This is a genomic window from Rhodanobacter sp. FW101-FHT13A11, assembly GCF_058790335.1.
In genome coordinates, this window is sequence record NZ_JBYTCN010000013.1 from 69,650 (window position 1) to 93,677 (window position 24,028).

Genomic DNA, 24,028 nt, shown 5'->3' on the forward strand with positions numbered 1-24,028 from the left:
AGCGCGGTACGGCGGCCGGCCACGATACGATGGCCTCGTGATGCTGCTCAGCGACCCGAGTGCCCCGGCTCGTCGTAGTCGCGGTGGGTCAGCAGGCCGGGCCGGATCAGGTCGACGAAGGCACGCGCCTCGGCGCTGAGGAACTTGCCCTTGCGCATCACCACGCCGTAGCTGCGCTGCGGGAAGTACTGCTTCATGTTACGCACCGCCAGCCGCGCGTGGTCGGCCTCGGTGATGCAGATGCCGGTGACGATGGAGATGCCCATGCCCATCGCCACGTATTCCTTGATCACGTCCCAGCCGCCCACCTCGATCGCCACGTGGTACGGCACCTGGCGCTGCTGGAACACCAGGTCGACCAGGCGGTAGGTGGACAGCCGCTGCGGCGGCAGGATCAGGCCGTACGGTGAGATGTCCTCCAGCGTGATCTTGTCCTTCGCCGCCAGCGGGTGGTCTGGCGGCAGGATCAGCATCGGGTCGTAGTGGTGCACCGGTGCCCAGGCGATGTCGTTCGGCACGTCCAGCATCGAGCCGACCGCGAAGTCGGCCTCGTCGGCGCGCAGCAGCGCCAGGCCGTCCTTGCCGGTGACGTTGGCCAGCTGCAGCTGCACCGCGGGAAAGCGCTCGCGATAGCGGCGCACCAGCGCGGGCAGCAGGTACTGGATGGTCGAGGTGCCGGCGGCGATGATCAGCCGGCCCGCCTGCAGGCCCTTCACCCGGGCCTGGAAGTCGCGGTCCAGCGTGTCCCAGCCCTCGACCAGCGGCCGCGCCAGTTCGTACAGCGCCTCGCCCGCGTCGGTGAGGTTGATGCGCCGGCGCCGGCGCTCGAGCAGGCTCACCCCCAGTTCCCGTTCCAGCGCCTGCAACTGCAGGCTGATCGTGGGCTGCGACAGGTACAGCGCCTCGGCGGCGCGGGTCAGCGTGCCCAGCTTCACCACGCTGACGAAGGCGCGCAGCTGCTTGTGGCGGTTGCCCTTGTAATAGAAGCGACCGGCGTCGGCCGGCTCACCGACGACGCGCTTTTTTGTTGCGCTGCGATGTATTTTTTTTGACTTCCCCGAGACACCGGTTAGCTTCTTCATTGAAGGATTTCAGTTGGTTGAGTGATACATTTACATTGCTCATAGTAATAATTGAAACATTCACTTTGTCAAATACATGGTGGCTGCCCTAGCTTCGAGTCATCCACGACACGGAGCGAACCCATGGCAGTACCGCAGGAACGACTCGACATCGGCGCCGTCGAGATCCACGCCGACCCCGCCGGTTACGCAGGCGTGCTGACCCCTGCGGCACTGGCCTTCCTGGCCCGGCTGCACCGCCGCTTCGAGGCGACCCGGCGGCAGTTGCTGCAGGCCCGCCGCGAGCGCCAGGCGGGCTATGACGCCGGCGGCCTGCCGGACTTCCGCGCCGACACGGCGGCGATCCGCGCATCCGACTGGCACGTGGCGCCGATCCCGGCCACGCTGCAGGACCGTCGCGTCGAGATCACCGGCCCGGTCGAACGCAAGATGATCATCAACGCGTTGAACTCCGGCGCGAAGGTGTTCATGGCCGACTTCGAGGATTCCTTCTCACCCACCTTCACCAACCAGCTCGATGGCCAGCTCAACCTGCGCGATGCGGTGAACGGCACCATCGCGTTCACCTCGCCCGAGGGCCGGGAGTACCGCGTCAACGACAAGCCAGCGGTGCTGGTGGTGCGTCCGCGCGGCTGGCACCTGCACGACAGGTTCTTCAGCGTGGACGGTGAACCGGTGGCCGGCGCGCTGGTCGACTTCGGCCTGTTTGTCTTCCACAACGCCCGTGCCCTGCATGCACGCGACCACGGCCCGTACTTCTACCTGCCGAAGCTCGAGGCGATGGAAGAGGCCGCACTGTGGGACGCGGTGATGGCGGCGGCCGAGGACGAGCTGCAGCTGCCGCCCGGCACGATGAAGGCCACCGTGCTGATCGAGACGCTGCCGGCGGCATTCCAGATGCACGAGATCCTGCACGCCCTGCGCCGCCGCGCGGTCGGCCTCAACTGCGGACGCTGGGACTACATCTTCTCGTACCTGAAGACCCTGCGCGGGCATCGCGACCGCCTGCTGCCCGAGCGCGGCCAGGTGCAGATGACCGCGCCGTTCCTCAAGGCCTATTCCGAGCTGCTGATCCAGACCTGCCATCAGCGCGGCGCGTTCGCGATGGGCGGCATGGCCGCGCAGATCCCGATCAAGGGCGACGACGCGGCGAACGAAGCCGCGCTGGCCAAGGTGCGCGCCGACAAGCTGCGCGAGGTCAGGGCCGGCCATGACGGCACCTGGGTGGCGCACCCCGCGCTGGTGCCGGTGGCGCAGCAGGTGTTCGACGAATACATGCCCGCGCCGAACCAGCTCGGCGTGCTGCGCGAGGACGTGCAGGTGAGCCGCGAACAGCTGCTCGCCGCACCGAACGGCACGATCACCCGCGCCGGTTTCGACAACAACGTCGAGGTCTGCCTGCGCTACACCGCGGCCTGGCTGGACGGCCTCGGCTGCGTGCCGATCCATCACCTGATGGAGGACGCCGCCACCGCCGAGATCGCCCGCGCGCAGCTGTGGCAGTGGCTGCATCACGGTGACCTCGAGTTTCCCGACCACGCGCCGATCGACTTCGCCCTGTTCGACCACGCGGTGGCCGCGCACACCCATCGCCTGCGCGACAGCCGCCACCCCGGCGCCGCCCGCGCCGACGACGCGGCTGCCTTGCTCAGCGCGATGACCCACGCCGACCAGCTCGGCGACTTCCTCACCCTGCCCGCCTACGAACAACTCGCCTGACCGATCTCGACCTGTAGGAGCGCGCCCTGTGCGCGATGCTTTTTGCACGACCGACTCCAGAGCATTCGCGCACACGGTGCGCTCCTGCAACAACACCATCACCGGAGCCACGCCATGAAGACCCTGCCCACCGCCGAACAGATCACCCTGGACTGGAACAACAACCCGCGCTGGACCGGCGTGCAGCGCAACTACTCCGCCGAGGACGTGGTCCGCCTGCGCGGCACCGTCGCGGTCGAGCATTCGCTGGCCCGCCGCGGCGCCGAGCGGCTGTGGAAGTCGCTGCACCAGGAGGACTTCGTCAATGCGCTGGGCGCGCTCACCGGCAACCAGGCGATGCAGCAGGTCAAGGCCGGCCTGCAGGCCATCTACCTGAGCGGCTGGCAGGTCGCCGCCGACGCCAACGTGGCCGGCGAGATGTACCCCGACCAGTCGCTGTACCCGGCCAACTCGGTGCCGCTGGTGGTCAAGCGGATCAACAACACCCTGCTGCGCGCTGATCAGCTGCACCATGCCGAAGGCAAGGACGACTGCGACTGGCTGGTGCCGATCGTGGCCGACGCCGAGGCCGGTTTCGGCGGCGTGCTGAACGCGTTCGAGCTGATGAAGGCGATGATCGAGGCCGGCGCCGCCGGCGTGCACTTCGAGGACCAGCTGGCCTCGGTGAAGAAGTGCGGCCACATGGGCGGCAAGGTGCTGGTGCCCACGCGCGAGGCGGTCGACAAGCTGAACGCCGCGCGCCTGGCCGCCGACGTCGCCGGCGTGCCGACCCTGCTGGTGGCGCGCACCGACGCCGACGCCGCCGACCTGCTCACCTCCGACATCGACGCCAACGACCGGCCGTTCATCACCGGCGAGCGCACCGTCGAGGGCTTCTTCCGCGTCAGGCCCGGCCTGGACCAGGCGATCAGCCGCGGCCTCGCCTATGCGCCGTACGCCGACCTGATCTGGTGCGAAACCAGCAAGCCGAACCTGGACGACGCGCGCCGCTTCGCCGAGGCGATCCACGCGAAATTCCCCGGCAAGATGCTGGCCTACAACTGCTCGCCCAGCTTCAACTGGAAGAAGAACCTGGACGACGCCACCATCGCCAACTTCCAGAAGGAGCTGGGCGCGATGGGCTACAAGTTCCAGTTCATCACCCTGGCCGGCTTCCACAGCCTCAACTACGGCATGTTCGACCTGGCGCACGGCTACGCGCGCCGCCAGATGAGCGCCTTCGTCGAGCTGCAGGAAAAGGAATTCGCCGCCGCCGAACGCGGCTTCACCGCGGTGAAGCACCAGCGCGAGGTGGGCACCGGCTACTTCGACCAGGTAACCCAGGCGATTCAGCAGGGCCAGTCCTCGACCACCGCGCTGAAGGGCTCGACGGAAGAGGCGCAGTTCCGGCAGGCGGTGGCGTAAGACACGCGTAGGAGCGCACCCTGTGCGCGATGCTCTTTCGCCACGTGACGAAGAGCATCGCGCACAGGGTGCGCTCCTACGCCGCCGTCGGCGGCACCAGCGCGATCACCGTCCAGCCCGGCTTCGGCTCCAGCTCGCGCTTGGCCGAAGCCACCCGCAACGCGCCTTTCTCCTCCACGCCGAACATCAGCACCGTGTCCGAGCCGTACTGCTCGATGAAATGCGGCCAGTCGAAGGTGGCGCTGAGCCGGGTCGACTTGATCCGCCAGCCCTGCGCCAGCAGTTCGGCAAAGCGGCCGTGGGTCATCTCCTCGTCGAACAGCGGCGGCGCCAGCAGGCCTTCGGCCAGCGCCGCGCGGTCGGTGTTCTCCTGCGGCGTGAGGTTGCGCAGCCGATACACCTTCTCGCGCCCGAACTCCTGCCGGTAATGCACGCAGGCCAGCGAGTTGCGTTCGCGGTGCGTCGATACCGCCAGCAGCCGGCCGATGCCGGTGAGGTCGAGATGCCGCTCGGCATGCGGCGAGGCCGGGTTGCCGAAGAACGTGGCGAGCCCCTCCATCCGCGCCAGCCGGATGCCGTCCCAGTCGTCGTCGGCCAGCACCACGCGGAAGCCGGCTTCGTCCAGCGCCTTGCCGATCGCGCGAGCGACCCGGTCGGAACCGAAGATCAGCACGCCGCGCGGCTCCGGCTCGGCCACCTTCAGCCAGACCGCCAGCGGCCGCGCGGTGGCGCTCTGCAGGATCACCGTGCCGACGATCAGGGTGAACACCAGCGGCACCAGCGCCTCGGCGCCAGCCACGCCGAGCGCGTCCAGGCGCAGCGCGAACAGCGCCGACACCGACGCCGCCACGATGCCGCGCGGCGCCACCCAGCCGATCAGCGCTCGCTCGCGCCAGTTGAGGCCGCTGCCCAGGCTCGACAACGCCACGGTCAGCGGACGCACCACCAGTTGCGCGATCACGAACAGGGCGATGCCCGCGCCGAGCATGCCGTCCGGCAGCGGCCAGTGCAGCCGCGCCGCCAGCAGGATGAACAGCAGCGACACCAGCACCGTGGTGAGGCTTTCCTTGAAGTCGAGGATGTCGTCGATGTGCACGCCGCGCAGGTTGCCCAGCGCGATGCCCATGATCGTCACCGCCAGCAGCCCCGACTCGTGGGTAATCGTGTTGGAGACGCTGAAGGCGAGCAGCACCGCGGCCAGCACGGCGTAGTTCTGCAGGTACTCGGGGATCAGCTGGCGACGCAGGAAGAACGCCATCAGCCAGGCGGACAGCGCGCCGATCACCGCCCCGCAGCCGATCGTGGCCACGAAGATGCCGATGGTGTGGCCCTCCTGGCGCGACACGATCGCCTCGTAGACCAGCACCGCGAACAGCGCGCCCAGCGGGTCGATCACGATGCCTTCCCAGCGCAGCGTGTTGGCGATGCGGGCGTTCGGACGCAGGGTGCGCAGCATCGGCGCGATCACCGTCGGTCCCGTCACGCAGGCCAGCGCGCCGAACAGCAGCGCGATCGGCCAGGCCAGCCCGGCAACGAGGTGCGCGGCCAGCGCCAGCAGCAGCAACGAAGCCACCGCGCCGTAGCTGACCAGCCCGCGCACCGCCTTGCCGATCCCCGGCAGTTCGTGGAAACGCAGGGTCAGGCTGCCCTCGAACAGGATCAGCGCCACCGCCAGCGACACGGTCGGGAACAACAGCCTGCCGAGCACCTTGTCAGGATCGAGCACGCCGCCGACCGGGCCCAGCACGATGCCCGCCAGCAGCAGGAACAGGATCGCCGGCAGCTTCACCCGCCATGCCAGCCACTGCGCCAGGAAGCCGATCATCAGCATGCCGGCGAGCATGAGGCCCAGGTCGATCGTCATCGCAATCCTTGGACACATCGGCCGTCATCGAAACACGCGACGGCGCGCGCGTCCAGCGCCCGAAAAGCTTAAGGAGTGAGTGGAGAGGAGTGAGAAGTGAGAGGGAGCACGCATCTGCTCTTGCTCACTTCTCACTCCTCACCACTCATTCCTGCCTTCAGAAGCGGCGGTACTGCAGCGCCTCGGCCAGGTGCTCGCGCTCCAGCAACGCGGCGCCGCCATCGAGGTCGGCGATGGTGCGGGCCACCCGCAATACGCGATGGTAGGCACGTGCGGACAGACCCAGCCGCTCCAGCGCGGCTTCGAACCAACGTCGCTCGGCCGGTCCCAGCGCGCAGTCGCGCTCCAGTTCGCGCGTGCTGATCTCTGCATTCGGCCGCCCCGCGCGCATCAGCGACTGATGCCGCGCCTTGAGCACGCGCGCGCGCACCGTGGCGGAATCCTCGTCGCGCTCGCCGCGCGGCGTGCCCAAGTCGGCCAGCGGCACCGGCGGCACTTCCACGCACAGGTCGATGCGGTCGAGCAGCGGCCCGGAGATGCGCGCGCGGTAGCGCTGGATCTGGTCCGGCGTGCACTGGCAGCGCGGGTTGCCGGCATAGCCGCACGGGCAGGGGTTCATCGCCGCGACCAGCTGGAACTGCGCGGGAAACATCGACCGCCGCGCCGCCCGCGAGATCATGATGTGGCCCGACTCCATCGGCTCGCGCAGCACCTCCAGCACGTGCCGGCTGAACTCGGGCAGCTCGTCCAGGAACAGCACGCCGTTGTGCGCCAGCGAGATCTCGCCCGGGCGCGGGCTCGAGCCGCCACCGACCAGCGCCACCGCCGAGGCGGTGTGATGCGGCGCGCGAAAGGGTCGCCGGCGCCAGTGCTTCGGGTCGGTGACCTGCCCGGCCACCGAGAGCACGGCGCAGGTCTCCAGCGCCTCCGACTCCGACAGCGGCGGCAGGATGCCGGGCAGGCGCTCGGCCAGCATGGTCTTGCCGGTGCCGGGCGGCCCCACCAGCAGCAGGTGGTGGCCGCCCACCGCGGTGATCTCCAGCGCGCGCCGCGCCTGCAGCTGGCCGCGCACGTCGGCCAGGTCCGGACCGCCATCGGCGCCGCCGTCGCTGGGAATGCCCACCGGCATCAACAGTTCGTGCGCACCGCGCAGCCAGCCGCATACCTCGGCCAGCGTGTCGGCCACCCGCACATCCATGTCGGAGACCAGCGCCGCCTCGTTGGCGTTCGCGCGCGGCACCACCACGCGGCGGCCGCGCGCGCGCGCGCGCAGCAGCGCCGGCAGCACGCCGGAGACGCCGCGCAGCGAGCCGGTCAGGGCCAGCTCGCCGAGAAATTCGCAGTCGTCCAGTTTCTCGCGCGGCACCTGGCCGCTGGCGGCGAGGATGCCGAGCGCGATCGGCAGGTCGAAGCGGCCGCCGTCCTTGGGCAGCTCGGCCGGCGCCAGGTTCACCGTGACGCGACGGCCCGGATACTCGAATGCGGTGTTCTGGATCGCCACGCGCACGCGATCGCGCGCCTCGCGCACCGCGGCCTCGGGCAGGCCCACGATGCTGGTGCTCGGCAAGCCGCCGGAAAGATGCACCTCGACCATCACCTGCGGTGCGGCGATCCCTTCCTGGGCCCGACTCAGGGTGACGGCAAGACTCATGCGACCGCTGGTCGGTGGCGCGTGGCGGACAGGGTGCTGACAGGCACGGACATCGGCGGCTCCATCAGCAGCGCTGAATAAATAACCGCCTCCGATCGTTCTCGGGGTGAGGGTGACGGATCGGAGGCGGCTCCCGGGAGATGGTTGTCACGAACCCGCGCGGGCAGCCACCGCGGCCTCCAGTTCGGCCACGCGTCGCTCCAATTCGTCGACCTTGGCGCGGGTGCGCGCCAATACCTGGGACTGGACTTCGAATTCTTCGCGGGTGACCAGATCGAGGCGGCGCAATCCCTGCGCCAGAACATCTTGGAAGTTGGTTCGCAAATCCTGATGCGCCTGTGCCACCCCTGGCGGTACCAACGACACAAGTCGCAGGGCAATCTGGTCGATATCCTGCCTATCCATCATGGATAGCGCCTCGAGCTCGTCGAGGTAAATACTAGGTGAATGGAAATCGCGGGCACCATCGGTATGCTCCATCAAAAGTTGTAGGGATTGTCCTACACGAGCCGTTTCCAGGCGACAACCCTCCACCGGGCAGGCAGAATGCCAACCCGACCCATCCGATGCCCTGCTAAGGAACAAACCATGAAGCTGGTCGTGGCGATCATCAAGCCGTTCAAGCTGGACGACGTGCGCGAAGCGCTGGCCGAGGTCGGCGTGCAGGGCATCACGGTCACCGAAGTGAAGGGTTTCGGCCGCCAGAAAGGCCATACCGAGCTGTATCGCGGCGCCGAGTACGTGGTCGACTTCCTGCCCAAGATCAAGCTGGAGGTGGCGGTGGCCGACGACCAGCTCGATCGCGTGATCGAGGCGATCCAGACCTCCGCCCGCACCGGCAAGATCGGCGACGGCAAGATCTTCGTGAGCACCCTGGAACAGGTGATCCGCATCCGCACCGGCGAGCTGGATCACGACGCCCTGTAATTTCGCGGCAGCCCGCACCGGCCCTCGCCTCAAGCGTCCTGCATACCGACTTATACACAAGTTGTTGGGTTGACCCTGCCCGGGCCACCCGATATGTTGTGTGCGTCGGTGCCCGACCAGATATTTAACTGGCGGGCTTGAGGGAATCCGGTGTAACTCCGGAACTGCCCCGCAGCGGTAGAGCGGAAACGAACGTCCCCACATGCACTGGCCCTCGGTGGCCGGGAAGCGAGGACAAGTAGGCGGATCGCCAGATCCATGTCCGCAAGTCCGAAGACCTGCCGGCACACCGGGACGAACGTGTCCCGGTGCGTAGTGACGGCTTCCGCGGGGAAGCGCGTCGTGGAGCCGGACGCCACAGGGCGCCCGGCTCGCGCGCTGCCCCCGGCATCCATCACTATCAGGCCCTGCGCGCGGGAGCAGGCGTTTGATGTCCATGCCGGAGCCACCAGCCATGCAACCCCTCGATACCGTTGGGCGCGAGCGCACCGTCGCGCGCGCCGACTCGCCCGCCGCTGAAGCGGCCGTACCGTCCTCGCCTGAAACCACTTTCACGCTGACCCCACCGCACAACCCGTCCCAGATGCGCGTGACCAAGCGCAACGGCAACCAGGAAACCGTCGACGTCAACAAGATCGTGCGCGCCGTGACCCGCAGCAGCGAAGGTCTGCACGGTGTCGACCCGCTGCGCGTGGCGCTGAAGACCATCGGCGGCCTGTACGACGGCGCCACCACCCAAGAGCTGGATCAGCTGTCGATCCGCACCGCCGCCGCGCTGACCGCGGAGGAGCCGGAATACGGCCAGCTCGCCGCGCGCCTGCTCGGTGCGTACATCGACAAGGAAGTCAGCGGCCAGGAAATCCAGAGCTTCTCGCAGTCGATCGCACGCGGCGCGGAACTTGGCATTCTCAACGATCGCCTGCGCGATTTCGTGGCTGCCAATGCACGCAAGCTCAACGACGCGATCGACCCGCTGGCCACCCGTCGCTTCGAATACTTCGGCCTGCGCACGGTGTACGACCGCTACCTGCTGCGCCATCCGCAGCGGCGGCTGGTGATCGAGACGCCGCAGCACTTCTTCATGCGCATCGCATGCGCGCTGGGTGGCAACGAGATCGGCGAGACGCTGGAACTGTACCGGCTGCTCTCCTCGCTGGAATACCTGGCCAGCTCGCCCACCCTGTTCAACGCCGGCACCGCGCACGAGCAGCTCAGTTCGTGCTACCTGCTCGACTCGCCGCTCGATTCGCTGGAGTCGATCTACGACAAGTACGCCGACGTGGCCAAGCTCAGCAAATTCGCCGGGGGCATCGGCCTGGCGTATTCGCGGGTGCGTTCGCGCGGCTCGCTGATCCGCGGCACCAACGGCCATTCCAACGGCCTAGTGCCGTGGCTGAAGACGCTGGACGCCTCGGTCGCCGCGGTGAACCAGGGCGGCAAGCGCAAGGGCGCCGCCTGCGTGTATCTGGAATCGTGGCACGCCGACATCGAGGATTTCCTCGAACTGCGCGACAACACCGGCGACGACGCGCGTCGCGCGCACAACCTCAACATCGCGAACTGGATCCCCGACGAATTCATGCGCCGAGTCGAGAACGACGGCGACTGGTCGCTGTTCGATCCGAAGCTCGTGCCGCACCTGGTCGACAGCTGGGGCGAAACGTTCGATCGCGCCTATCGCGAGGCAGAAGCGAACGGCCTTGCCGTGAAAGCGGTGAAGGCACGCGAGCTGTACGCGCGCATGATGCGCACGCTGGCGCAGACCGGCAACGGCTGGATGACGTTCAAGGATCGCTGCAACGCCACCAGCAACCAGACGGCGCAGGCGGAGAACGTCATCCATCTGTCCAACCTGTGCACCGAGATCCTGGAAGTGAGCTCGGCGACGGAAACCGCCGTGTGCAACCTTGGTTCGGTGAACCTGGCGCGGCACGTGGCCAACGGCGCTTTCGACTTCGAGCAGCTCGCCGCCACCGTGCGCACCGCGGTGCGCCAGCTCAACCGGGTGATCGACCTCAACTATTACCCGATCGAGACCGCGCACACCGCGAACATGAAGTGGCGTCCGGTCGGGCTGGGTGTGATGGGCCTGCAGGACGTATTCTTCAAGCTGCGCCTGCCGTTCGACTCGGCCGAGGCGCTGGCGCTGTCCAGCCGCATCGCCGAGGAAATCTATTTTCACGCGTTGTCGCAATCGGCCGAGCTGGCAGAAGCCGAAGGTGCGCATCCGGGCTTTGCCGAAAGCCGCGCCGCCAACGGCGAGCTGCAATTCGACCATTGGCCGAACGCCACGCCGCACGACGTCGCGCGCTGGAACGCCTTGCGAGAACGCGTCAAGCAACACGGCCTGCGCAATTCGCTGCTGATCGCCATCGCGCCCACCGCCACGATCGCCTCGATCGCCGGCTGCTACGAATGCATCGAGCCGCAGGTGTCGAACCTGTTCAAGCGCGAGACGCTGTCCGGCGATTTCCTGCAGGTGAATCGCCATCTTGCCGATGAGCTGAAGACGCTGGGCTTGTGGACGTCCGAAATACGCGACGCGATCAAGCTGGCGGAAGGTTCGATCCAGGGCATCGCCGCGATTCCCGAACGGCTGCGTGCGATCTACCGCACCGTGTGGGAGCTGCCGCAGAAATCGCTGATCGACCTGGCCGCTTCCCGTGGCGCCTGGATCGACCAGAGCCAGTCGCTGAACCTGTTCATGGAGAACCCGAACATCGGCCAGCTCAGCTCGATGTACATGTACGCATGGAAGGCCGGCATCAAGACCACCTATTACCTGCGCTCGCGGCCGGCGACGAAGATCGCCAAGACCACGGTGTCGGCGGTGTCCGACCAGGCGCAGGCGAATGCCGCGGTGTTCTGCTCATTGGAAAATCCCGAGTACTGCGAGGCTTGCCAGTAACCCCACGCTCGCCATCCCAGCGAAAGCTGGGATGACGCTGAGCGGACGGACGGCTCAGTCACAAATCTCCGCATACAAATCCCGCCAATACGGATTGGACTTCTCGATGAGCTTGACCTTCCACGTCCGCTTCCACGCCTTGATCGCCTTCTCACTGGCAATCGCGGATTCCATCGTGTCATGCACCTCGAACCAGACGAGGCCATGCACGTGATGACGCTGGGTAAAACCAGCGACCACGTTGTTCCGGTGCTGCCAGATGCGTGCAGGCAGGTTGGAGGTGACACCGACGTACAGCGTGCCGTTGCGCTGACTGGCGAGGAAATAAACACAGGGATTTCGTTCTTGCATACGGCGGATCCATTCACTCCATTCAAGCGCCAAGAAACTTACCCATAAAACGTCCGTCATCCCAGCGAAAGCTGGGATCCAGAGCCTTTTGCTTACATGACATCGCGGTGAAAGCCGAAGTCGCTGGATCCCAGCTTTCGCTGGGATGACGGTCAAAAACACCCGCGCCTCGCTGGCTGCGAACCCACACAAGGAACCCCATATGTCCGCCCAACCCACCCGCAACGCCCACATCCTCGATCCCGGCTTCGAACTCACCCTGCGCCCGATGCGCTACCCCGGCTTCTACGAGATGTACCGCAACGCGATCAAGAACACCTGGACCGTCGAAGAGGTGGATTTCTCGATGGATACGCGCGACCTCGACACGAAGATGTCCGCCGCCGACCGGCACCTGATCCGTCGGCTGGTGGCGTTCTTCGCCACCGGCGACACCATCGTGTCGAACAACCTGGTGCTGAACCTGTACCAGCACATCAACGCGCCGGAAGCGCGCATGTACCTGTCGCGCCAGCTGTACGAAGAAGCGCTGCACGTGCAGTTCTACCTCACCCTGCTGGACACCTATATCCCCGACCCGGCCGAGCGCAACGGCGCGTTCGCGGCGATCGAGACGATCCCGTCGATCCGCCAGAAGGGCGCGTTCTGCTTCAAGTGGATCGACTCGATCCAGGACCTGCGCCGGCTGGAGACGCGCGAGCACCGCCGCCAGTTCCTGCTCAACCTGATCTGTTTCGCCGCCTGCATCGAAGGATTGTTCTTCTACGCCGCATTCGCCTACGTCTACTACCTGCGCTCGCGCGGGCTGCTGCATGGGCTGGCCGCCGGCACCAACTGGGTGTTCCGCGACGAGAGCGGGCACATGGCCTTCGCGTTCGAGGTGGTGCGCACCGTGCGCGCGCAGGAGCCGGAATTGTTCGACGAGGCGATGTGCGCGCAGGTCGAGGAGATGATCGAGGACGCGATCGCCTGCGAGACCCAGTTCGCCGAGGACGTGCTTTCCGGCGGCGTGGCCGGCATGTCGGTGCAGCAGATGCGCCAATACCTCGAGTATTGCGCCGACCAGCGCCTGGCCCAGCTCGATCTGCCGAAAAAATATGGCGCGAAGAATCCGTTCGACTTCATGGACCTGCAGGACGTGCAGGAACTCGCCAACTTCTTCGAACGCCGCGTCTCGGCCTACCAGGTCGGCGTGCAGGGCGAGGTGGCGTTCGACATGGCGTTCTAGGGCCGGGATGACCAGACGTTCGTCTGTTGAGAGCCGGGATTCGGGAGAACGTATGCCGCGAGGCACTTGACTACATCTGTAAGCATGGCGTAGCTTGCCTACAACTGTAGTCAACCGAGCCACCGGGCCATGCGCAAACCCACCATCGGCGACCAGGAACTGGCGCTGCTGCATCACATCGACGAGTGCGGCTCCGCCTCGGTAGGCGAGGTGGCCGCGAGCTTCGGCGAGCCGCGCGGGCTGGCCCGCTCCACCGTGCTGACCATGATGGAACGCCTGCGCGGCAAGGGCTATCTCAAGCGCCGGCAGCTCAAGGGCATGTTCCGCTACAGCACCGCCACCGGTCCGGGCGAAGTGATGCGCAACGCCGTGGGCAGCTTCGTCGAGAAGACGCTGAGCGGTTCGGTATCGCCGTTCGTGGCGTGGATGTCGGAACGCGCTGAAGTCTCCGACACCGAGTTGGCCGAACTGGAGGCGCTGGTGGCGCAGTTGCAATCCCGGCGCAAGGAGTCGTGAAATGGACGCACTCGGCCATTTCGCCGACACCTTGCTCACCCGGCTGCTGTGGACGTCCATCCAGGCCTCCCTGCTGATCGGCATCGTCTATCTGCTTGGCCGCCTGTGGCCGCGCCTGTCGGCGGCGATGCGCTGCATGCTGTGGTGGCTGGTCGGCGCGCAGCTGTTGCTGGGCCTGCTGTGGCACGCACCGCTGGAACTTCCGCTGCTCTCGCCCACCCCGCTCGAAGCGACTGCGACGGCAACGCCGCCCGTAGCGTTCTTCGCCACGACGGCGACCGGCGACGTTGCGCTGCCGTCGATCGCTCCGCCGGCAACGCCAGCGCTTTCCTGGCGCACTGGCATCGCATTGTTGTGGCTGGTCGCGCTGCTGTTGCAGAGCTTGATTGCGCTGCGGCAATGGCAGCAGGCACGCCGCGTGCTGCGCGAATCGCAGCCCTTGCGCGATGCCTCGCTGCAGGCACTGTGCACACGCCAGGCCCGGCAGCTTGGCTTGCGCAGCTGCCCACGGCTGCGCGTCTCGGACACGATCATCTCGCCGCAGGTGACCGGCTGGTGGCACCCCACCGTGTTGCTGCCGGCCGGCCATGCGTTGAGTGCCGACGAAGCCTTGATGGCGATCGCGCACGAGCTGGCCCACCTGCGCCGCGGCGACCTGTGGCTGGCCTGGGTGCCGGCGCTTGCGCAGTGCCTGTTCTGCTTCCACCCGCTGGTGCGCTGGGCCATGCGCGAATATGCGCTCAACCGCGAATCGGCCTGCGATGCGCAGGTGATGCAACACGACCATGCCGCGCCGCAGGAGTACGGCCGCCTGCTGCTGCGCCTCGGCGTGGCGCAGCCGATGCACGCCGGCCTCGCCGGTGCTTCCCCGTCCTTCCACAACCTGAAGAGGCGACTGACCATGCTGCAGCAAACCGTGAACCAGCCGCCGTCGCGTACGCGCGGCTGGCTGCTCGTCGCACTGATCGCCCTCGTCGGCGTGCTGCCCTATCGCGTAACGGCGGCCGGCGCGGACAACACCGCTGCCACGCCAGCTTCCACGCAGGCAAGCCTGTTGCCGCCACCGCCGCCGCCACCCCCGGCTCCTCCAGCGGTGCCGCCGCCCACCGTTCCCGCCTTGCCACCGGCACCACCAGCGCCACCGCTGCCACCTACCCCGCCGCACGATGCCAACGGCCTGCGGGTCCACTACGCCAACGTCGCCATCCATACCGACGCCAGCGAAGGCTTCGCGTTGTTCGATGGCGATGCGGCCATCGTCAACGGCAGCGATGTCGATCTCGCGGCCGCGAAGCGCCTGCAGCGGAACGGCAAGCCCACGATGTGGCTCCGCCGTGGCGACAAGGCGTATCTGATCGACGACCCCGCCTACGTGCAACGCGCCAAGGCCGCCTACGCGCCGGTCGACGCCCTGGCCAAGCAACAGGGCGAACTGGGTGGCAAGCAAGGCGCGCTCGGCGGCAAGCAGGGAGCCTTGGGCGCACAACAAGGCATGTTAGGCGCCCAGCAAGGGCAGCTCGCCGGCCAGCGCGCCATGCTGGCCAACCAGCAAGCCATGCTCGCCGCGCAATCCGGCCAGCGCGACCACACCGCTGAAATGCAGGCGAACCGCGCCAAGCGGGAAGCCAGCGAGCAGGAACTCAATCGGCAGCAGGAAAAGCTCAGTCAGCAACAAGAAGAACTGGGTCGGCAGCAGACCGAGCTCGGCAAGCAGCAGGAAGCACTGGGCAAGCGCCAGCAACAGGCCACCAACCAGGCCAGCCAGCAGATCAGGAAGCTGCTCGACGAAGCGATCGCCAAGGGTGTCGCGAAGCCGACGAGCCTGCGCTGAGCGCCTCCCTTTGAACTTTACGAGAGCGAACGCGTCGCCGCTCTTGTAGTCTTGCTCCCTCCCCTGCTCGAAGGGGGGAGGGCCGGGCGACCGCAGGGAGTCCTTCAGGTGAGGGGGCGCTCTTCGTCGCAAGTCAAAAGCCACCCCCTCCTGACCTCCCCCTGCTGCGCAGGGGGAGGAACCGGGTGTGTTACTTCTGCTCCCTCTCCCTTATGCCAAGGGGAGGAACAAGAGCGCCGGCATCTCACGCACACGCACAGTCACTCAGCGCCAGGGCCACACCTTCAGCTGGTACTCGTGCGGCGGCGTGTTGCCGGCCAGGTACTGCACGAAGTAGTCCCAGCGCCGGCGGGTGGCGTACGGGGTGGCCTCGGCGTAGCCGTGGTGGACGTTCGGGATCAGCAGCAGGTCGAAATCCTTGTTCGCCTTGATCAGCGCGTCGGCCACCAGCAGGGTTTGGTAGGGCGGCACGTTGTCGTCCATGGTGCCGTGCACCAGCATCAGCCGCCCCTTGAGGTTCTTCGCGAAGCTCTGGTTGGCCTGGGCGTCGTAGTTGGTCTTGCCGTCCTTGTCGGTGACCAGCAGGCCCTGCCACTTCTCGGCCCAGTCGTCTTCGTAGTTGCGGTTGTCGTGGTTGCCGCTTTCGGCCCAACCGACCTTGAAGAAGTCCGGGTAGTGGAACATCGCGGCCGCGGTGGCGTTGCCGCCGCCGGAGTGGCCCCAGATGCCCACGCGGTCGAGGTCGATCCACGGATACTGCTTGCCGAGTTCCTTCAGGCCGAGCACCTGGTCAGGCAAGGTGTTGTCCTCGACGTGCTCGAAGTAGGCGTCGTGGAACGCTTTCGAACGCCACGGCGTGCCCATGCCGTCGAGCGCCACCACGATGAAGCCCAGCTCGGCCACGGACTGGTGGTCGCCGCGCGCGGACGAGAAACTGCGGCCGCGAACCGAGCCGGTCTGCGGGCCTGGGTAGATGTAGTCGATGATCGGATACTTCTTCGACGGATCGAAGTTCGTCGGCTTGAACATCATGCCGTACAGGTCGGTCTTGCCGTCGCGCCCCTTCACCGTGAACGGGATCGGCGGCACCCAGCCGGCGGCCTTCAGGCGCGAGATGTCGGCGGTGGCCACGCTCGCCAGGTTGCGGCCGTCGTCCGAACTGCGCAGCACGGTGACCGGCGGCGTGGTCGGGGTGGAATACGCATCGACGAAGGACTTGCCGTCCGGCGACAGCGTGACGGTGTGGTCGGCCGCTTCCGACGCGAGCAGCACCGGCTTGCCGCCGTCCAGGCTGACCTTGAAGAACTGCTGGTAGTACGGGTTCACGCCGGCGGTGCGGCCGACGCCGCGGAACCACACGGTGCGCGTCTTCGGATCGACCTTCAGCACCTCGGTGACATTGCCTTCGCCGGTGGTGATCGCGTGCTTGAGCTTGCCGGTCTCCAGGTCGTACAGGTACAGCTGGCCCCAGTTGCTGCGCTCGCTGAACCAGATCGCCTCGTTCGTCTCGGGCAGGTAGCGCCAGTTGACCGCGCCGTTGCCGCTCTCGTAGTACGTCGGCGCCACTTCCTCGAACACGGTGCGCACCTTGCCGGTGCGCGCGTCGGCGATGCGGAACCACTCGTGCTTGTGATCGCGCGAGGTGGAAACGAAGGCCAGGGTCCTGCCGTCGGCCGCCCACTTCACGTCGTCCCAGCCACCGTCGGGGCCGCAGCTGACGTCGTCGCACAGGCTGGAGCGATGCTGATCCGGTGGCATCTGCAGGCGCAGCACCTTCTTCGCGGCGACGTCGACGATGACGCGCTCGATCATCGTCACGTCCTTGTCGCCGACCAGCGGGTACTTCCATTTCTCCAGCGTCGGATGGCCGACGTTGGTGCCGACCAGGTACATCTCGCCGGTCTTGCGCTGGTCCTGCTGGAACGTGGCGATCTGCTTCGAATCCGGCGACCACTCCACGACCGCCTTGTCGGTGTGCTTCCAGCCGGCGTTGTCGGTGGCGTAGCCGAAGTTCTCCACGCCGTCGGTGGTGAGCCGGGTCTCCTTGCCGCTGGCGACGTCGCGCAGCCACAAGTTCCAGTCGCGGATGAACGCCTCGCTCTTCTTGTCCGGCGACAGCGTACCCGGCTCCTTGCCGGTCTTCACCAGCGCGGCGCGGTCGACGCAGCTCGCCTCGGCGGCGGCGAGGTCGCACACATAGTGCTTGCTGCGCACGGCGACATCGATGCGGCCATCGGGCCGTGCCTCGTAGCCGGTCACCGGCAACTTCTTCGCGTCGACCGGCTTGCCGCCGGCCTTGCCCAGCGCGGCGGCCAGCTTCGCCTGGTCGAACAGCGGCGCAGCCTTGCCGCTGGCCGCGTCCATCCGCACGAAGTGATCGCCGCCGGCGTCGTGGTCGACGTACCAGAAATGGCCATCGTCCAGCCACTGGACCTTCTGCACCGCGTGATCGACCAGCGGCGCGGTGTTGTAGCTCATGAAGCGCTCCGCCTGCGCGTAGTCGTCCGCGCTCAGCGTGCGGCCCTGCGCGGCGACGCCGGCGGACAGTGTTCCCATGACCAGCGCGCCAAGCACGCGCGAACTGCCGATCTTCAAGCCCATGTTGCGTTCCCCTTGCGAAAGCGGATTTCTGCGGTTGCCGACCCTGGCCCGGATACGCCCGAACGGTCGATGCTAACGTGAGCATGACCGATGGCACCCCTGCCATTGGTCCCGATTGTTTCGCTCATGCCGCGGAATGCGCTACCGCATGGGCGGCACACCACCCGCACCCGCCCCCACCGAAGCGATCCCGATGACCCCTGCCCCGATCGAAGCCCGCCTGCTGGAAATGGTTTTCCCCGACCACACCAACCACCTCGGCACGCTGTTCGGCGGCCAGGCGCTGGCGTGGATGGACAAGGCCGCCTTCATCGTGGCCTCGCGCTACGCACGGCGCACCGTGGTCACTGCCCGTTCGGAGGAGGTGAACTTCCGCGTGCCGGTGCGCACCGGCCAGCTGGTGGAGCTGGTGGCACGGGTGGTCAGGGTCGGCCGCAGCTCGATGCACGTCGAGGTGGAGATGACCGCCGAGGACCCGCTGACCGGCGACCGCCGCATCTGCACCACCGGCCGCTTCGTGATGATCGCGCTGGACTCCAACGGCTCGCCCACGGCCATCCCGGCACTGCCGGACGCCGCCGGCTGACCCTCTACGCCGGACTCGCTTGACGGGTGCGCACCGGCCATCGCACGCTGCGGCCACCGTGTCCCCGGAGCCGCCTCATGCCGCAGCGTCTCAGAGTCATCGGCAATTACATTTCGCCCTATGTGCGCAAGGTACTGGTGTGCCTGGAGCTGAAGGGGCTGGAATACGAAGTCGACCCGATCGCGCCGTTCGTCGGCAACGACGAGTTCACCCGGCTGAGCCCGCTGCGCCGCATCCCGGTGCTGCTCGACGGCGAGCTGGCGCTCAACGACTCCTCGGTGATCTGCCAGTACCTGGAGGATCGGCACCCCACGCCCTCGATCTACCCGCGCGACATCGCCGATCGCGCCCGTGCCCGCTGGCTGGAGGAATACGCCGACACGCGGCTGGCCGACGGGTTGATCTGGCGGCTGTTCAACCAGCTGGCGATCAAGCGCCACATCTTCGGCGAGGCTCCCGACGAGGCGGTGGTGCAGCATGCGCGCGAGGTGGACATCCCCGCCGCGCTCGACTACCTGGAAAAGCAGCTGCCGGACGACGGCTTCGTGTTCGGCGCGCTCTCGCTCGCCGACATCAGCATCGCCAGCTTCTTCCGCACCGCCTCGTTCGTGCGCTACGCGATCGACGCCGAACGCTGGCCGCTGGCGGCCGCGCTGGTGGCGCAGGTGCAGGCGCTGCCGGTGTTCCAGAAACTGGCCCGCTACGAGGACTGCATGCTGCGGCTGCCGCTGGCCGAGCAGCGCGGCGCCCTGATCACCGCCGGCGCCCCGCTGACCAGCGACACCCTCGGCACCAGCGCGCCACGGCCCGGCCCGCCGCGCGCGTCGTGACCGCGCGGCCGTCCATCCACCCGCAGGGGGAGCCGCCGAAGCAGCTAAACTGCACGGCATGAGCACCCCCGAACACTCCCCGCTCGGCAAGGACACCGTCTACGCCGACCGCTATGACCCGAGCCTGCTGTTTCCGATCCCGCGCGCCGACAAGCGCGCGGAGATCGGCATCGCCGAGACGTTGCCGTTCCATGGCGTGGACATCTGGAACGCCTACGAGCTGTCGTGGCTCGACCTGTGCGGCAAGCCGCAGGTGGCGATGGCCGAGTTCCGCGTGCCGGCGGCATCGCCGCACATCATCGAATCGAAGTCGTTCAAGCTGTACCTCAACGGCTTCGCGCAGGAGCGCATCGCCGACCCCGCCACGCTGGCTGCCACCCTGCTGCACGACCTGTCCGCGGCGGCCGGTGCGGTGGTCGGCGTGCAATTGCGCGACGCGCGCGCCGAGGCGCTTCCCGTCGTCGACCTGGGCGGCCTCCTGCTCGACGCGCAGGACATCGCGATCGACCACTACGGCCCGCCACAGGCCGATTTCCTGCAGGCCGACACCAGCGCGACGCCGGTGGCGGAAACCCTGGTCTCGCACCTGCTGCGCTCGAACTGCCCGGTCACCGGCCAGCCCGACTGGGGCAGCGTGCAGGTCGCCTACCGCGGCGCGCCGATCGACCATGCCGGCCTGCTGCGCTACCTGGTCTCGTTCCGCACCCACAACGAATTCCACGAACAGTGCGTGGAACGCATCTTCGTCGACCTGACGCAGCGCTGCGCGCCGCGGCAGCTCAGCGTGTATGCGCGCTACACCCGCCGCGGCGGGCTGGACATCAACCCGTTCCGCAGCAGCACGCCGGCCACGCCCGGCAACCCACGCACGGTACGCCAGTAGTGGCGGAAGCATCGACTCATTGCGCGCCGCGCGTCGCCGGCGCGTGAAAGTTCAGCACACTGAACGCCCCTCGGTAATCGCCGCTTCAGATCGGCGGCGCTAGCCTCGGTGGCCTGACCAACGCGCCGGACGGCGCTGCGGCAGTCGCCACGGACGGGCATCCGCCTGCGACCGAGCCAGGAGTTCCCATGACACGTCCCATGCACAATACCGCGCTGTTGAGCGCCACCCTCGCCGCCCTGCTGCTCAGTGCCTGCGGCAAGAACGAACCGGCGGCGCCGCCGGCCAACGCACCCGCCCCGGCCCACACGGCCGCCGCTCCCGCACCGGCTCCTGCCCCGGCCGCCACCGCCGCGCAACCCGCAGCCACCGCCACGGCCACCCATGCCGGTAGCATGGCGCCCAGCATCGCGGCAACGCCGCCGCCCGCGCCGCTCACCGTGGCCAAACTGACCCTGGGCAGCGCGGTGAACGCCGAGTACAAGGTAACCCGCCCCGGCAACCGTTTCGCCACCAGCGACAGGACCATCTACGCCAGCGTCACCACCGAAGGCAGCTCCGGCGGCGCCACGCTCAACGCGAAATGGAGCTACCTGGAAGGCCAGGGCCAGCTGGTCAGCAGCATCAGCCAGTCGATCGCCACCGACGGCCCCGCCATCACCACGTTCAAGGTGCAGAACCCCGACCTGTGGCCCGAAGGCAAGTACCGCGTCGAGATCTCGCTCGACGGCAAACCCATGGCGAAGCAGGACTTCGAGATCAGGAAGAGTTGAACGGGAAACCGGCGGGAAGGCGTAAGAAGTGAGTCCGTACAACGTCAGCCGGCTTTTCCTCGGTGCTCACTTCCCTTCCCGCCGCGAAAGCCCATCGTCGCGCCCAGTCCCTTCGGGGCGGTGACAGGCCCGCACTCAGGTCATGTCGAACCTTCGACACCTTACCTGACACAGATGTTGTGCCTGGTGGTGCGCGCGATGACACGCAACCCGCTGTTCCATGCACGATGCATCGACACAGCCGTCATGGCCGCTGGACAAATTCTCAATAACCGTCGCTACCGGTAAGCATAAAGTGTCAGCAGACCCACCGCTTTGACAAAAAAAATGCGGTTCATGGCCACATAACGTGACAACGCACACGAGGTCGTCACGTCACCGGCAACTTGGGTTGCCCGATCCTGTCGCTTGGCGCGACGTTCCCGTCCCAGCCCGTGCGACAGGCATGGAGGATGCTGAATCCAAAGCAGCTCCGTGAGGATCAGCCGTGACAATGCCAGACGAAAGAACCAGGGCACTCCTATGGGCAGGGGGTTTCCTGATCGAACTTGCCCGAGACAACAGGCTTCCCCTAGACATCCGGCAGCATGCGGTGATGATCGCACGTCACTTCCCGACGATCGAGGACATCTCGGCGATGGCGCTGCTCAAGCATCCATCCGGTCTCGGTCTCGGGCTGGCGTCTCCTGAGATCTCGTGGATTGAAGGATGTCGCTACGGTCCTCTGCGCCACTCCACCCGCATTGCTTGGCCTGAAGTGAACTGAATTGGCTGTCGACCGTCGTCAAAGGGGTTCTACCCCGTCGTCCTCACACGGAAATGGCACGCCACCGGTCAACACGAGAGTCAAGTGCGCATCGCGCGCGGCAGCGCGCAAGGCAGCGATCCCAGCAGCCGAAGAAAGCGGAATGCAGTCGCCCACCACCTCCCAGCCTGCTCTCTCAAAAGGTGGGTCGTAGAGCAAGTGCACTGAAGACCCCTGGTGTTGGGCCGATAGCCACGTGCATCCGGCGAAGGTCAGGCGGAGCTGGGTGGCTAGAGTCGCCAGTTCGGCTGCTGCGTGGTGCGACTGGGTGTGATCCGGCGAGTCCAGAATCAGCCGCCAAAATGTGTTAACACGCGTCCATGAGGACGCATCGCGCCCGTCGAAGAGAGCGCGACGCCCAGGTAGTCGAAGGTCGACCAGTGGCACCGGCGCCAAGGCGCGTAGTTTCACGAGCGACCGGCCTACTAGCTCCGAGCGTGCCACATAAATTTTGCCCTCGCGCGCGGTCGCGTCGCGCAACACAACCTCCCAGCACGCCCCGCCGGTAGTGGTCGCAAGGTAGATCCCACCGAAGCCGACGTTGCCTGGCGGGACGTCCTGCACGCGCGCCATCCGCCCAGTCGGGTGCGGATGCGATTCGAGCGGGCCATACACGTTCCAAAAAATACGCCAGAGCGTCGTACGCCGCTTCAAGGCGTACGTCACCAACTGGTCGGCGAGATCGCCCTCAGCCATGGCGCGGCGCCCCGCGGGTGTCAGACGCTTCGGGTGGCACTTGCGCAGCTGCATCGTCACGCGCCAGGTCGATCACTGCCTGCGGATCGTGCTGAAAGACGTCAGCAGGTGTGCGTGCAGTATCCGGCAGGGCAGCGAAGCGTTCGGGAGCAGCGCGGAACTGCGCCGGTGCCGCCGCGCGCAAGGCTAGCGCTTGCTCACTGAGGCGGCCACGGGGTTGGTAGAGCCAGAAGGCACGCTCCCAACCGCTGCGGTCGGCGACGGGGGCTAGGTCAGGGCGGCGTGCAAGGGCGTCCAGCAGTTCGGGGAGCCGCGGATGCGGCGAGCCGCTGGGCAAGAACTGGAACGACGGGTGCTGATAGCCGCCTCGGGCGCGGCCCGCCCAAACGCCAAACAACGTCCCCTCCGCACGTTCACGGCTCACCCGGGCCTCCACACCGGTGCCGGTGCTGCCTAGTTGGCGGCCAACGGTCTTGGAGTCTGGCCATCCGAGCGCGAGCAAGGACTCGCGGAAGCTGAGTGCTTCGGCAGTGTCGCTTGGGTCGGGCGTGGTGCCGATGACGAGAGTGGGTGCGAATCCCTGGCCTTGACCCATGCGCGGTGGTGCCGTCACCAGTTCGACCCGCCGTATCAGTCGCGCGATCAGCTTGTCCACGTTAACTAGCGCATCTTCAGCGGCGGTGATAGCCACTAGGGTCTTTGGGAAGGTCTCGCCGTAGAGGCCGCTACCAATACGGCAGTGCGTTGCAATCTCATCCCCGAGGCGATGCACGTCTTCCTGCCTCACTTTGGTCAGCCGGCTCTTGGCCTCCCATAGAAACCAGTGTTGGCGCTTGCGTGGGCGCACGTGGACGTGCACTGAACCAGTCAGCTTCTGTTTAAGGCTAGGCACTTTCAGGAAGTCGTAGGCGCACGCTGCGAGCTGGACGCGCGCGGGCTCTTCAACGTCACGACACCGTGCGACCTGAAAAATCCGCAGGCCGTCCTCGATGGACGTCGACCCCATCGTGTCGCCGGCGCGGTCGCACATGAAATCGTCAGGCGTCCTTGTACCCCAGCGCAACGCTTCCGCGTCGTCCAGGGGGACGTCGAACATGACAAGTTTCGGCGTTGACATGGGGAAAACCTCCAACGCGGCCATGTGCAGATGACCCGTGTCGCGATCATCGCGCGCCGCATGGAAGAATGCAAGGAATGCAAGGAATGTAAGAAATACCCGACTCACCCTGCTGTATCAGCAACGACTGAGACACGCTCGCAAAGCTTATCTGCTATCCATCAGGCATCAGGCGCATGGGTAATCCCCCCGCCGGTTAGCTGACGCCAGAAGTGGAATTTTCTCGTAGTCTTTCCCGAGGAGGTTCCATGAAAAA

20 protein-coding genes and 1 riboswitch are annotated in these 24,028 nt (G+C 66.8%); of the genes, 12 read left to right on the plus strand and 8 right to left on the minus strand.

Translation table 11 applies throughout. The annotated features are described in order from the left end of the window. Positions 1 to 47 precede the first annotated feature (47 nt). On the minus strand, positions 48 to 1,082 hold the full coding sequence (locus AC3WRN_RS14180) for a LysR family transcriptional regulator (protein WP_492623438.1): 1,035 nt from the start codon (positions 1,080 to 1,082) through the stop codon (positions 48 to 50). 123 nt (positions 1,083 to 1,205) lie between these two features. Between AC3WRN_RS14180 and aceB the strand changes: the two genes are divergently transcribed. Both aceB and aceA read left to right on the plus strand, forming a co-directional pair. After that, a complete protein-coding gene (gene aceB / locus AC3WRN_RS14185; protein ID WP_492623439.1) occupies positions 1,206 to 2,801 on the plus strand; it encodes a malate synthase A in 1,596 nt (531 codons plus the stop codon). Between the two features lie 114 nt (positions 2,802 to 2,915). Further along, positions 2,916 to 4,205, plus strand: coding sequence for an isocitrate lyase (gene aceA, locus AC3WRN_RS14190; protein ID WP_068098848.1), 1,290 nt, complete (start codon positions 2,916 to 2,918; stop codon positions 4,203 to 4,205). A gap of 76 nt (positions 4,206 to 4,281) precedes the next feature. Here the strand turns inward: aceA and AC3WRN_RS14195 are convergent, their stop codons facing one another. The 3 genes from AC3WRN_RS14195 to AC3WRN_RS14205 form a co-directional block, all read right to left on the minus strand. Beyond that, on the minus strand, positions 4,282 to 6,069 hold the full coding sequence (locus AC3WRN_RS14195) for a cation:proton antiporter (protein WP_492623440.1): 1,788 nt from the start codon (positions 6,067 to 6,069) through the stop codon (positions 4,282 to 4,284). Positions 6,070 to 6,226: 157 nt separating this feature from the next. Further along, positions 6,227 to 7,720, minus strand: coding sequence for a YifB family Mg chelatase-like AAA ATPase (locus tag AC3WRN_RS14200; protein ID WP_082823664.1), 1,494 nt, complete (start codon positions 7,718 to 7,720; stop codon positions 6,227 to 6,229). A gap of 147 nt (positions 7,721 to 7,867) precedes the next feature. Then, entirely contained in the window at positions 7,868 to 8,128 is a 261-nt protein-coding gene (locus AC3WRN_RS14205) for an accessory factor UbiK family protein (protein ID WP_068095204.1), read from the minus strand. A 180-nt stretch (positions 8,129 to 8,308) separates the two neighbouring features. On the opposite strand from AC3WRN_RS14205, the gene glnK reads away from it, so the two are divergent. Beyond that, positions 8,309 to 8,647, plus strand: a complete 339-nt coding sequence (glnK, locus tag AC3WRN_RS14210) for a P-II family nitrogen regulator (protein ID WP_492623441.1) — start codon at positions 8,309 to 8,311, stop codon at positions 8,645 to 8,647. 89 nt (positions 8,648 to 8,736) lie between these two features. After that, positions 8,737 to 8,947, plus strand: a riboswitch (cobalamin riboswitch). Between the two features lie 154 nt (positions 8,948 to 9,101). Continuing rightward, positions 9,102 to 11,555: a ribonucleoside-diphosphate reductase subunit alpha gene (locus AC3WRN_RS14215; RefSeq protein WP_492623442.1), complete on the plus strand. Its 2,454-nt coding sequence runs from the start codon at positions 9,102 to 9,104 to the stop codon at positions 11,553 to 11,555. A 54-nt stretch (positions 11,556 to 11,609) separates the two neighbouring features. Here the strand turns inward: AC3WRN_RS14215 and AC3WRN_RS14220 are convergent, their stop codons facing one another. Beyond that, positions 11,610 to 11,906, minus strand: a complete 297-nt coding sequence (locus tag AC3WRN_RS14220; RefSeq protein ID WP_068095206.1) for a GIY-YIG nuclease family protein — start codon at positions 11,904 to 11,906, stop codon at positions 11,610 to 11,612. A 202-nt stretch (positions 11,907 to 12,108) separates the two neighbouring features. Here AC3WRN_RS14220 and AC3WRN_RS14225 point away from each other — a divergent pair, with 202 nt between their 5' ends. The 3 genes from AC3WRN_RS14225 to AC3WRN_RS14235 all read left to right on the plus strand — a co-directional run bounded on the left by AC3WRN_RS14225 (position 12,109) and on the right by AC3WRN_RS14235 (position 15,481). Then, positions 12,109 to 13,134 (plus strand): ribonucleotide-diphosphate reductase subunit beta, encoded by a 1,026-nt coding sequence (locus tag AC3WRN_RS14225; RefSeq protein ID WP_492623443.1) that lies wholly within the window; start codon positions 12,109 to 12,111, stop codon positions 13,132 to 13,134. A 129-nt stretch (positions 13,135 to 13,263) separates the two neighbouring features. Further along, positions 13,264 to 13,650 carry a BlaI/MecI/CopY family transcriptional regulator gene (locus tag AC3WRN_RS14230; protein WP_492623444.1) on the plus strand — a complete coding sequence of 129 codons (387 nt, stop codon included), beginning with the start codon at positions 13,264 to 13,266 and terminating at the stop codon, positions 13,648 to 13,650. 1 nt (position 13,651) lies between these two features. Then, positions 13,652 to 15,481 carry a M56 family metallopeptidase gene (locus tag AC3WRN_RS14235; protein ID WP_492623445.1) on the plus strand — a complete coding sequence of 610 codons (1,830 nt, stop codon included), beginning with the start codon at positions 13,652 to 13,654 and terminating at the stop codon, positions 15,479 to 15,481. 264 nt (positions 15,482 to 15,745) lie between these two features. On the opposite strand, the gene AC3WRN_RS14240 is transcribed toward AC3WRN_RS14235, so the two are convergent. Beyond that, on the minus strand, positions 15,746 to 18,082 hold the full coding sequence (locus AC3WRN_RS14240; protein ID WP_492623446.1) for a S9 family peptidase: 2,337 nt from the start codon (positions 18,080 to 18,082) through the stop codon (positions 15,746 to 15,748). Between the two features lie 193 nt (positions 18,083 to 18,275). On the opposite strand from AC3WRN_RS14240, the gene AC3WRN_RS14245 reads away from it, so the two are divergent. The 5 genes from AC3WRN_RS14245 (at position 18,276) to AC3WRN_RS14265 (ending at position 21,920) form a co-directional block, all read left to right on the plus strand. Beyond that, the gene (locus AC3WRN_RS14245) at positions 18,276 to 18,668 is read left to right on the plus strand and encodes an acyl-CoA thioesterase (RefSeq protein WP_492623447.1); all 393 of its coding nucleotides are present in this window, start codon (positions 18,276 to 18,278) and stop codon (positions 18,666 to 18,668) included. Positions 18,669 to 18,745: 77 nt separating this feature from the next. Then, positions 18,746 to 19,498 carry a glutathione S-transferase family protein gene (locus tag AC3WRN_RS14250; protein WP_068095194.1) on the plus strand — a complete coding sequence of 251 codons (753 nt, stop codon included), beginning with the start codon at positions 18,746 to 18,748 and terminating at the stop codon, positions 19,496 to 19,498. 58 nt (positions 19,499 to 19,556) lie between these two features. Further along, a complete protein-coding gene (gene queF, locus AC3WRN_RS14255) occupies positions 19,557 to 20,381 on the plus strand; it encodes an NADPH-dependent 7-cyano-7-deazaguanine reductase QueF (protein WP_492623448.1) in 825 nt (274 codons plus the stop codon). Positions 20,382 to 20,569: 188 nt separating this feature from the next. Next, the gene (locus AC3WRN_RS14260) at positions 20,570 to 21,154 is read left to right on the plus strand and encodes a hypothetical protein (protein WP_492623449.1); all 585 of its coding nucleotides are present in this window, start codon (positions 20,570 to 20,572) and stop codon (positions 21,152 to 21,154) included. Positions 21,155 to 21,647: 493 nt separating this feature from the next. Then, positions 21,648 to 21,920, plus strand: coding sequence for a BPSL0761 family protein (locus AC3WRN_RS14265; protein ID WP_354549813.1), 273 nt, complete (start codon positions 21,648 to 21,650; stop codon positions 21,918 to 21,920). An 18-nt stretch (positions 21,921 to 21,938) separates the two neighbouring features. Here the strand turns inward: AC3WRN_RS14265 and AC3WRN_RS14270 are convergent, their stop codons facing one another. Further along, on the minus strand, positions 21,939 to 22,655 hold the full coding sequence (locus tag AC3WRN_RS14270; protein ID WP_492623450.1) for a hypothetical protein: 717 nt from the start codon (positions 22,653 to 22,655) through the stop codon (positions 21,939 to 21,941). Then, complete coding sequence (locus tag AC3WRN_RS14275; RefSeq protein WP_492623451.1) at positions 22,648 to 23,772, minus strand: hypothetical protein; 1,125 nt, start codon at positions 23,770 to 23,772, stop codon at positions 22,648 to 22,650. Before AC3WRN_RS14275 ends, AC3WRN_RS14270 begins: the two co-directional genes overlap by 8 nt. Positions 23,773 to 24,028 lie beyond the last annotated feature (256 nt).

Excerpts from the sequence above, each read along its gene's own strand:
- AC3WRN_RS14205 (WP_068095204.1), bottom strand. The coding sequence starts at position 8,128 with ATGATGGATAGGCAGGATATCGACCAGATTGCCCTGCGACTTGTGTCG.
- AC3WRN_RS14195 (WP_492623440.1), bottom strand. The coding sequence starts at position 6,069 with ATGACGATCGACCTGGGCCTCATGCTCGCCGGCATGCTGATGATCGGC.
- AC3WRN_RS14275 (WP_492623451.1), bottom strand. The coding sequence starts at position 23,772 with ATGTCAACGCCGAAACTTGTCATGTTCGACGTCCCCCTGGACGACGCG.
- AC3WRN_RS14180 (WP_492623438.1), bottom strand. The coding sequence starts at position 1,082 with ATGAAGAAGCTAACCGGTGTCTCGGGGAAGTCAAAAAAAATACATCGC.
- AC3WRN_RS14265 (WP_354549813.1), top strand. The coding sequence starts at position 21,648 with ATGCCAGACGAAAGAACCAGGGCACTCCTATGGGCAGGGGGTTTCCTG.
- AC3WRN_RS14250 (WP_068095194.1), top strand. The coding sequence starts at position 18,746 with ATGCCGCAGCGTCTCAGAGTCATCGGCAATTACATTTCGCCCTATGTG.
- queF (WP_492623448.1), top strand. The coding sequence starts at position 19,557 with ATGAGCACCCCCGAACACTCCCCGCTCGGCAAGGACACCGTCTACGCC.
- AC3WRN_RS14200 (WP_082823664.1), bottom strand. The coding sequence starts at position 7,720 with ATGAGTCTTGCCGTCACCCTGAGTCGGGCCCAGGAAGGGATCGCCGCA.
- AC3WRN_RS14215 (WP_492623442.1), top strand. The coding sequence starts at position 9,102 with ATGCAACCCCTCGATACCGTTGGGCGCGAGCGCACCGTCGCGCGCGCC.
- glnK (WP_492623441.1), top strand. The coding sequence starts at position 8,309 with ATGAAGCTGGTCGTGGCGATCATCAAGCCGTTCAAGCTGGACGACGTG.
- AC3WRN_RS14245 (WP_492623447.1), top strand. The coding sequence starts at position 18,276 with ATGACCCCTGCCCCGATCGAAGCCCGCCTGCTGGAAATGGTTTTCCCC.
- AC3WRN_RS14240 (WP_492623446.1), bottom strand. The coding sequence starts at position 18,082 with ATGGGCTTGAAGATCGGCAGTTCGCGCGTGCTTGGCGCGCTGGTCATG.
- AC3WRN_RS14225 (WP_492623443.1), top strand. The coding sequence starts at position 12,109 with ATGTCCGCCCAACCCACCCGCAACGCCCACATCCTCGATCCCGGCTTC.
- AC3WRN_RS14270 (WP_492623450.1), bottom strand. The coding sequence starts at position 22,655 with ATGGCTGAGGGCGATCTCGCCGACCAGTTGGTGACGTACGCCTTGAAG.
- AC3WRN_RS14230 (WP_492623444.1), top strand. The coding sequence starts at position 13,264 with ATGCGCAAACCCACCATCGGCGACCAGGAACTGGCGCTGCTGCATCAC.
- AC3WRN_RS14220 (WP_068095206.1), bottom strand. The coding sequence starts at position 11,906 with ATGCAAGAACGAAATCCCTGTGTTTATTTCCTCGCCAGTCAGCGCAAC.
- AC3WRN_RS14235 (WP_492623445.1), top strand. The coding sequence starts at position 13,652 with ATGGACGCACTCGGCCATTTCGCCGACACCTTGCTCACCCGGCTGCTG.
- AC3WRN_RS14260 (WP_492623449.1), top strand. The coding sequence starts at position 20,570 with ATGACACGTCCCATGCACAATACCGCGCTGTTGAGCGCCACCCTCGCC.
- aceB (WP_492623439.1), top strand. The coding sequence starts at position 1,206 with ATGGCAGTACCGCAGGAACGACTCGACATCGGCGCCGTCGAGATCCAC.
- aceA (WP_068098848.1), top strand. The coding sequence starts at position 2,916 with ATGAAGACCCTGCCCACCGCCGAACAGATCACCCTGGACTGGAACAAC.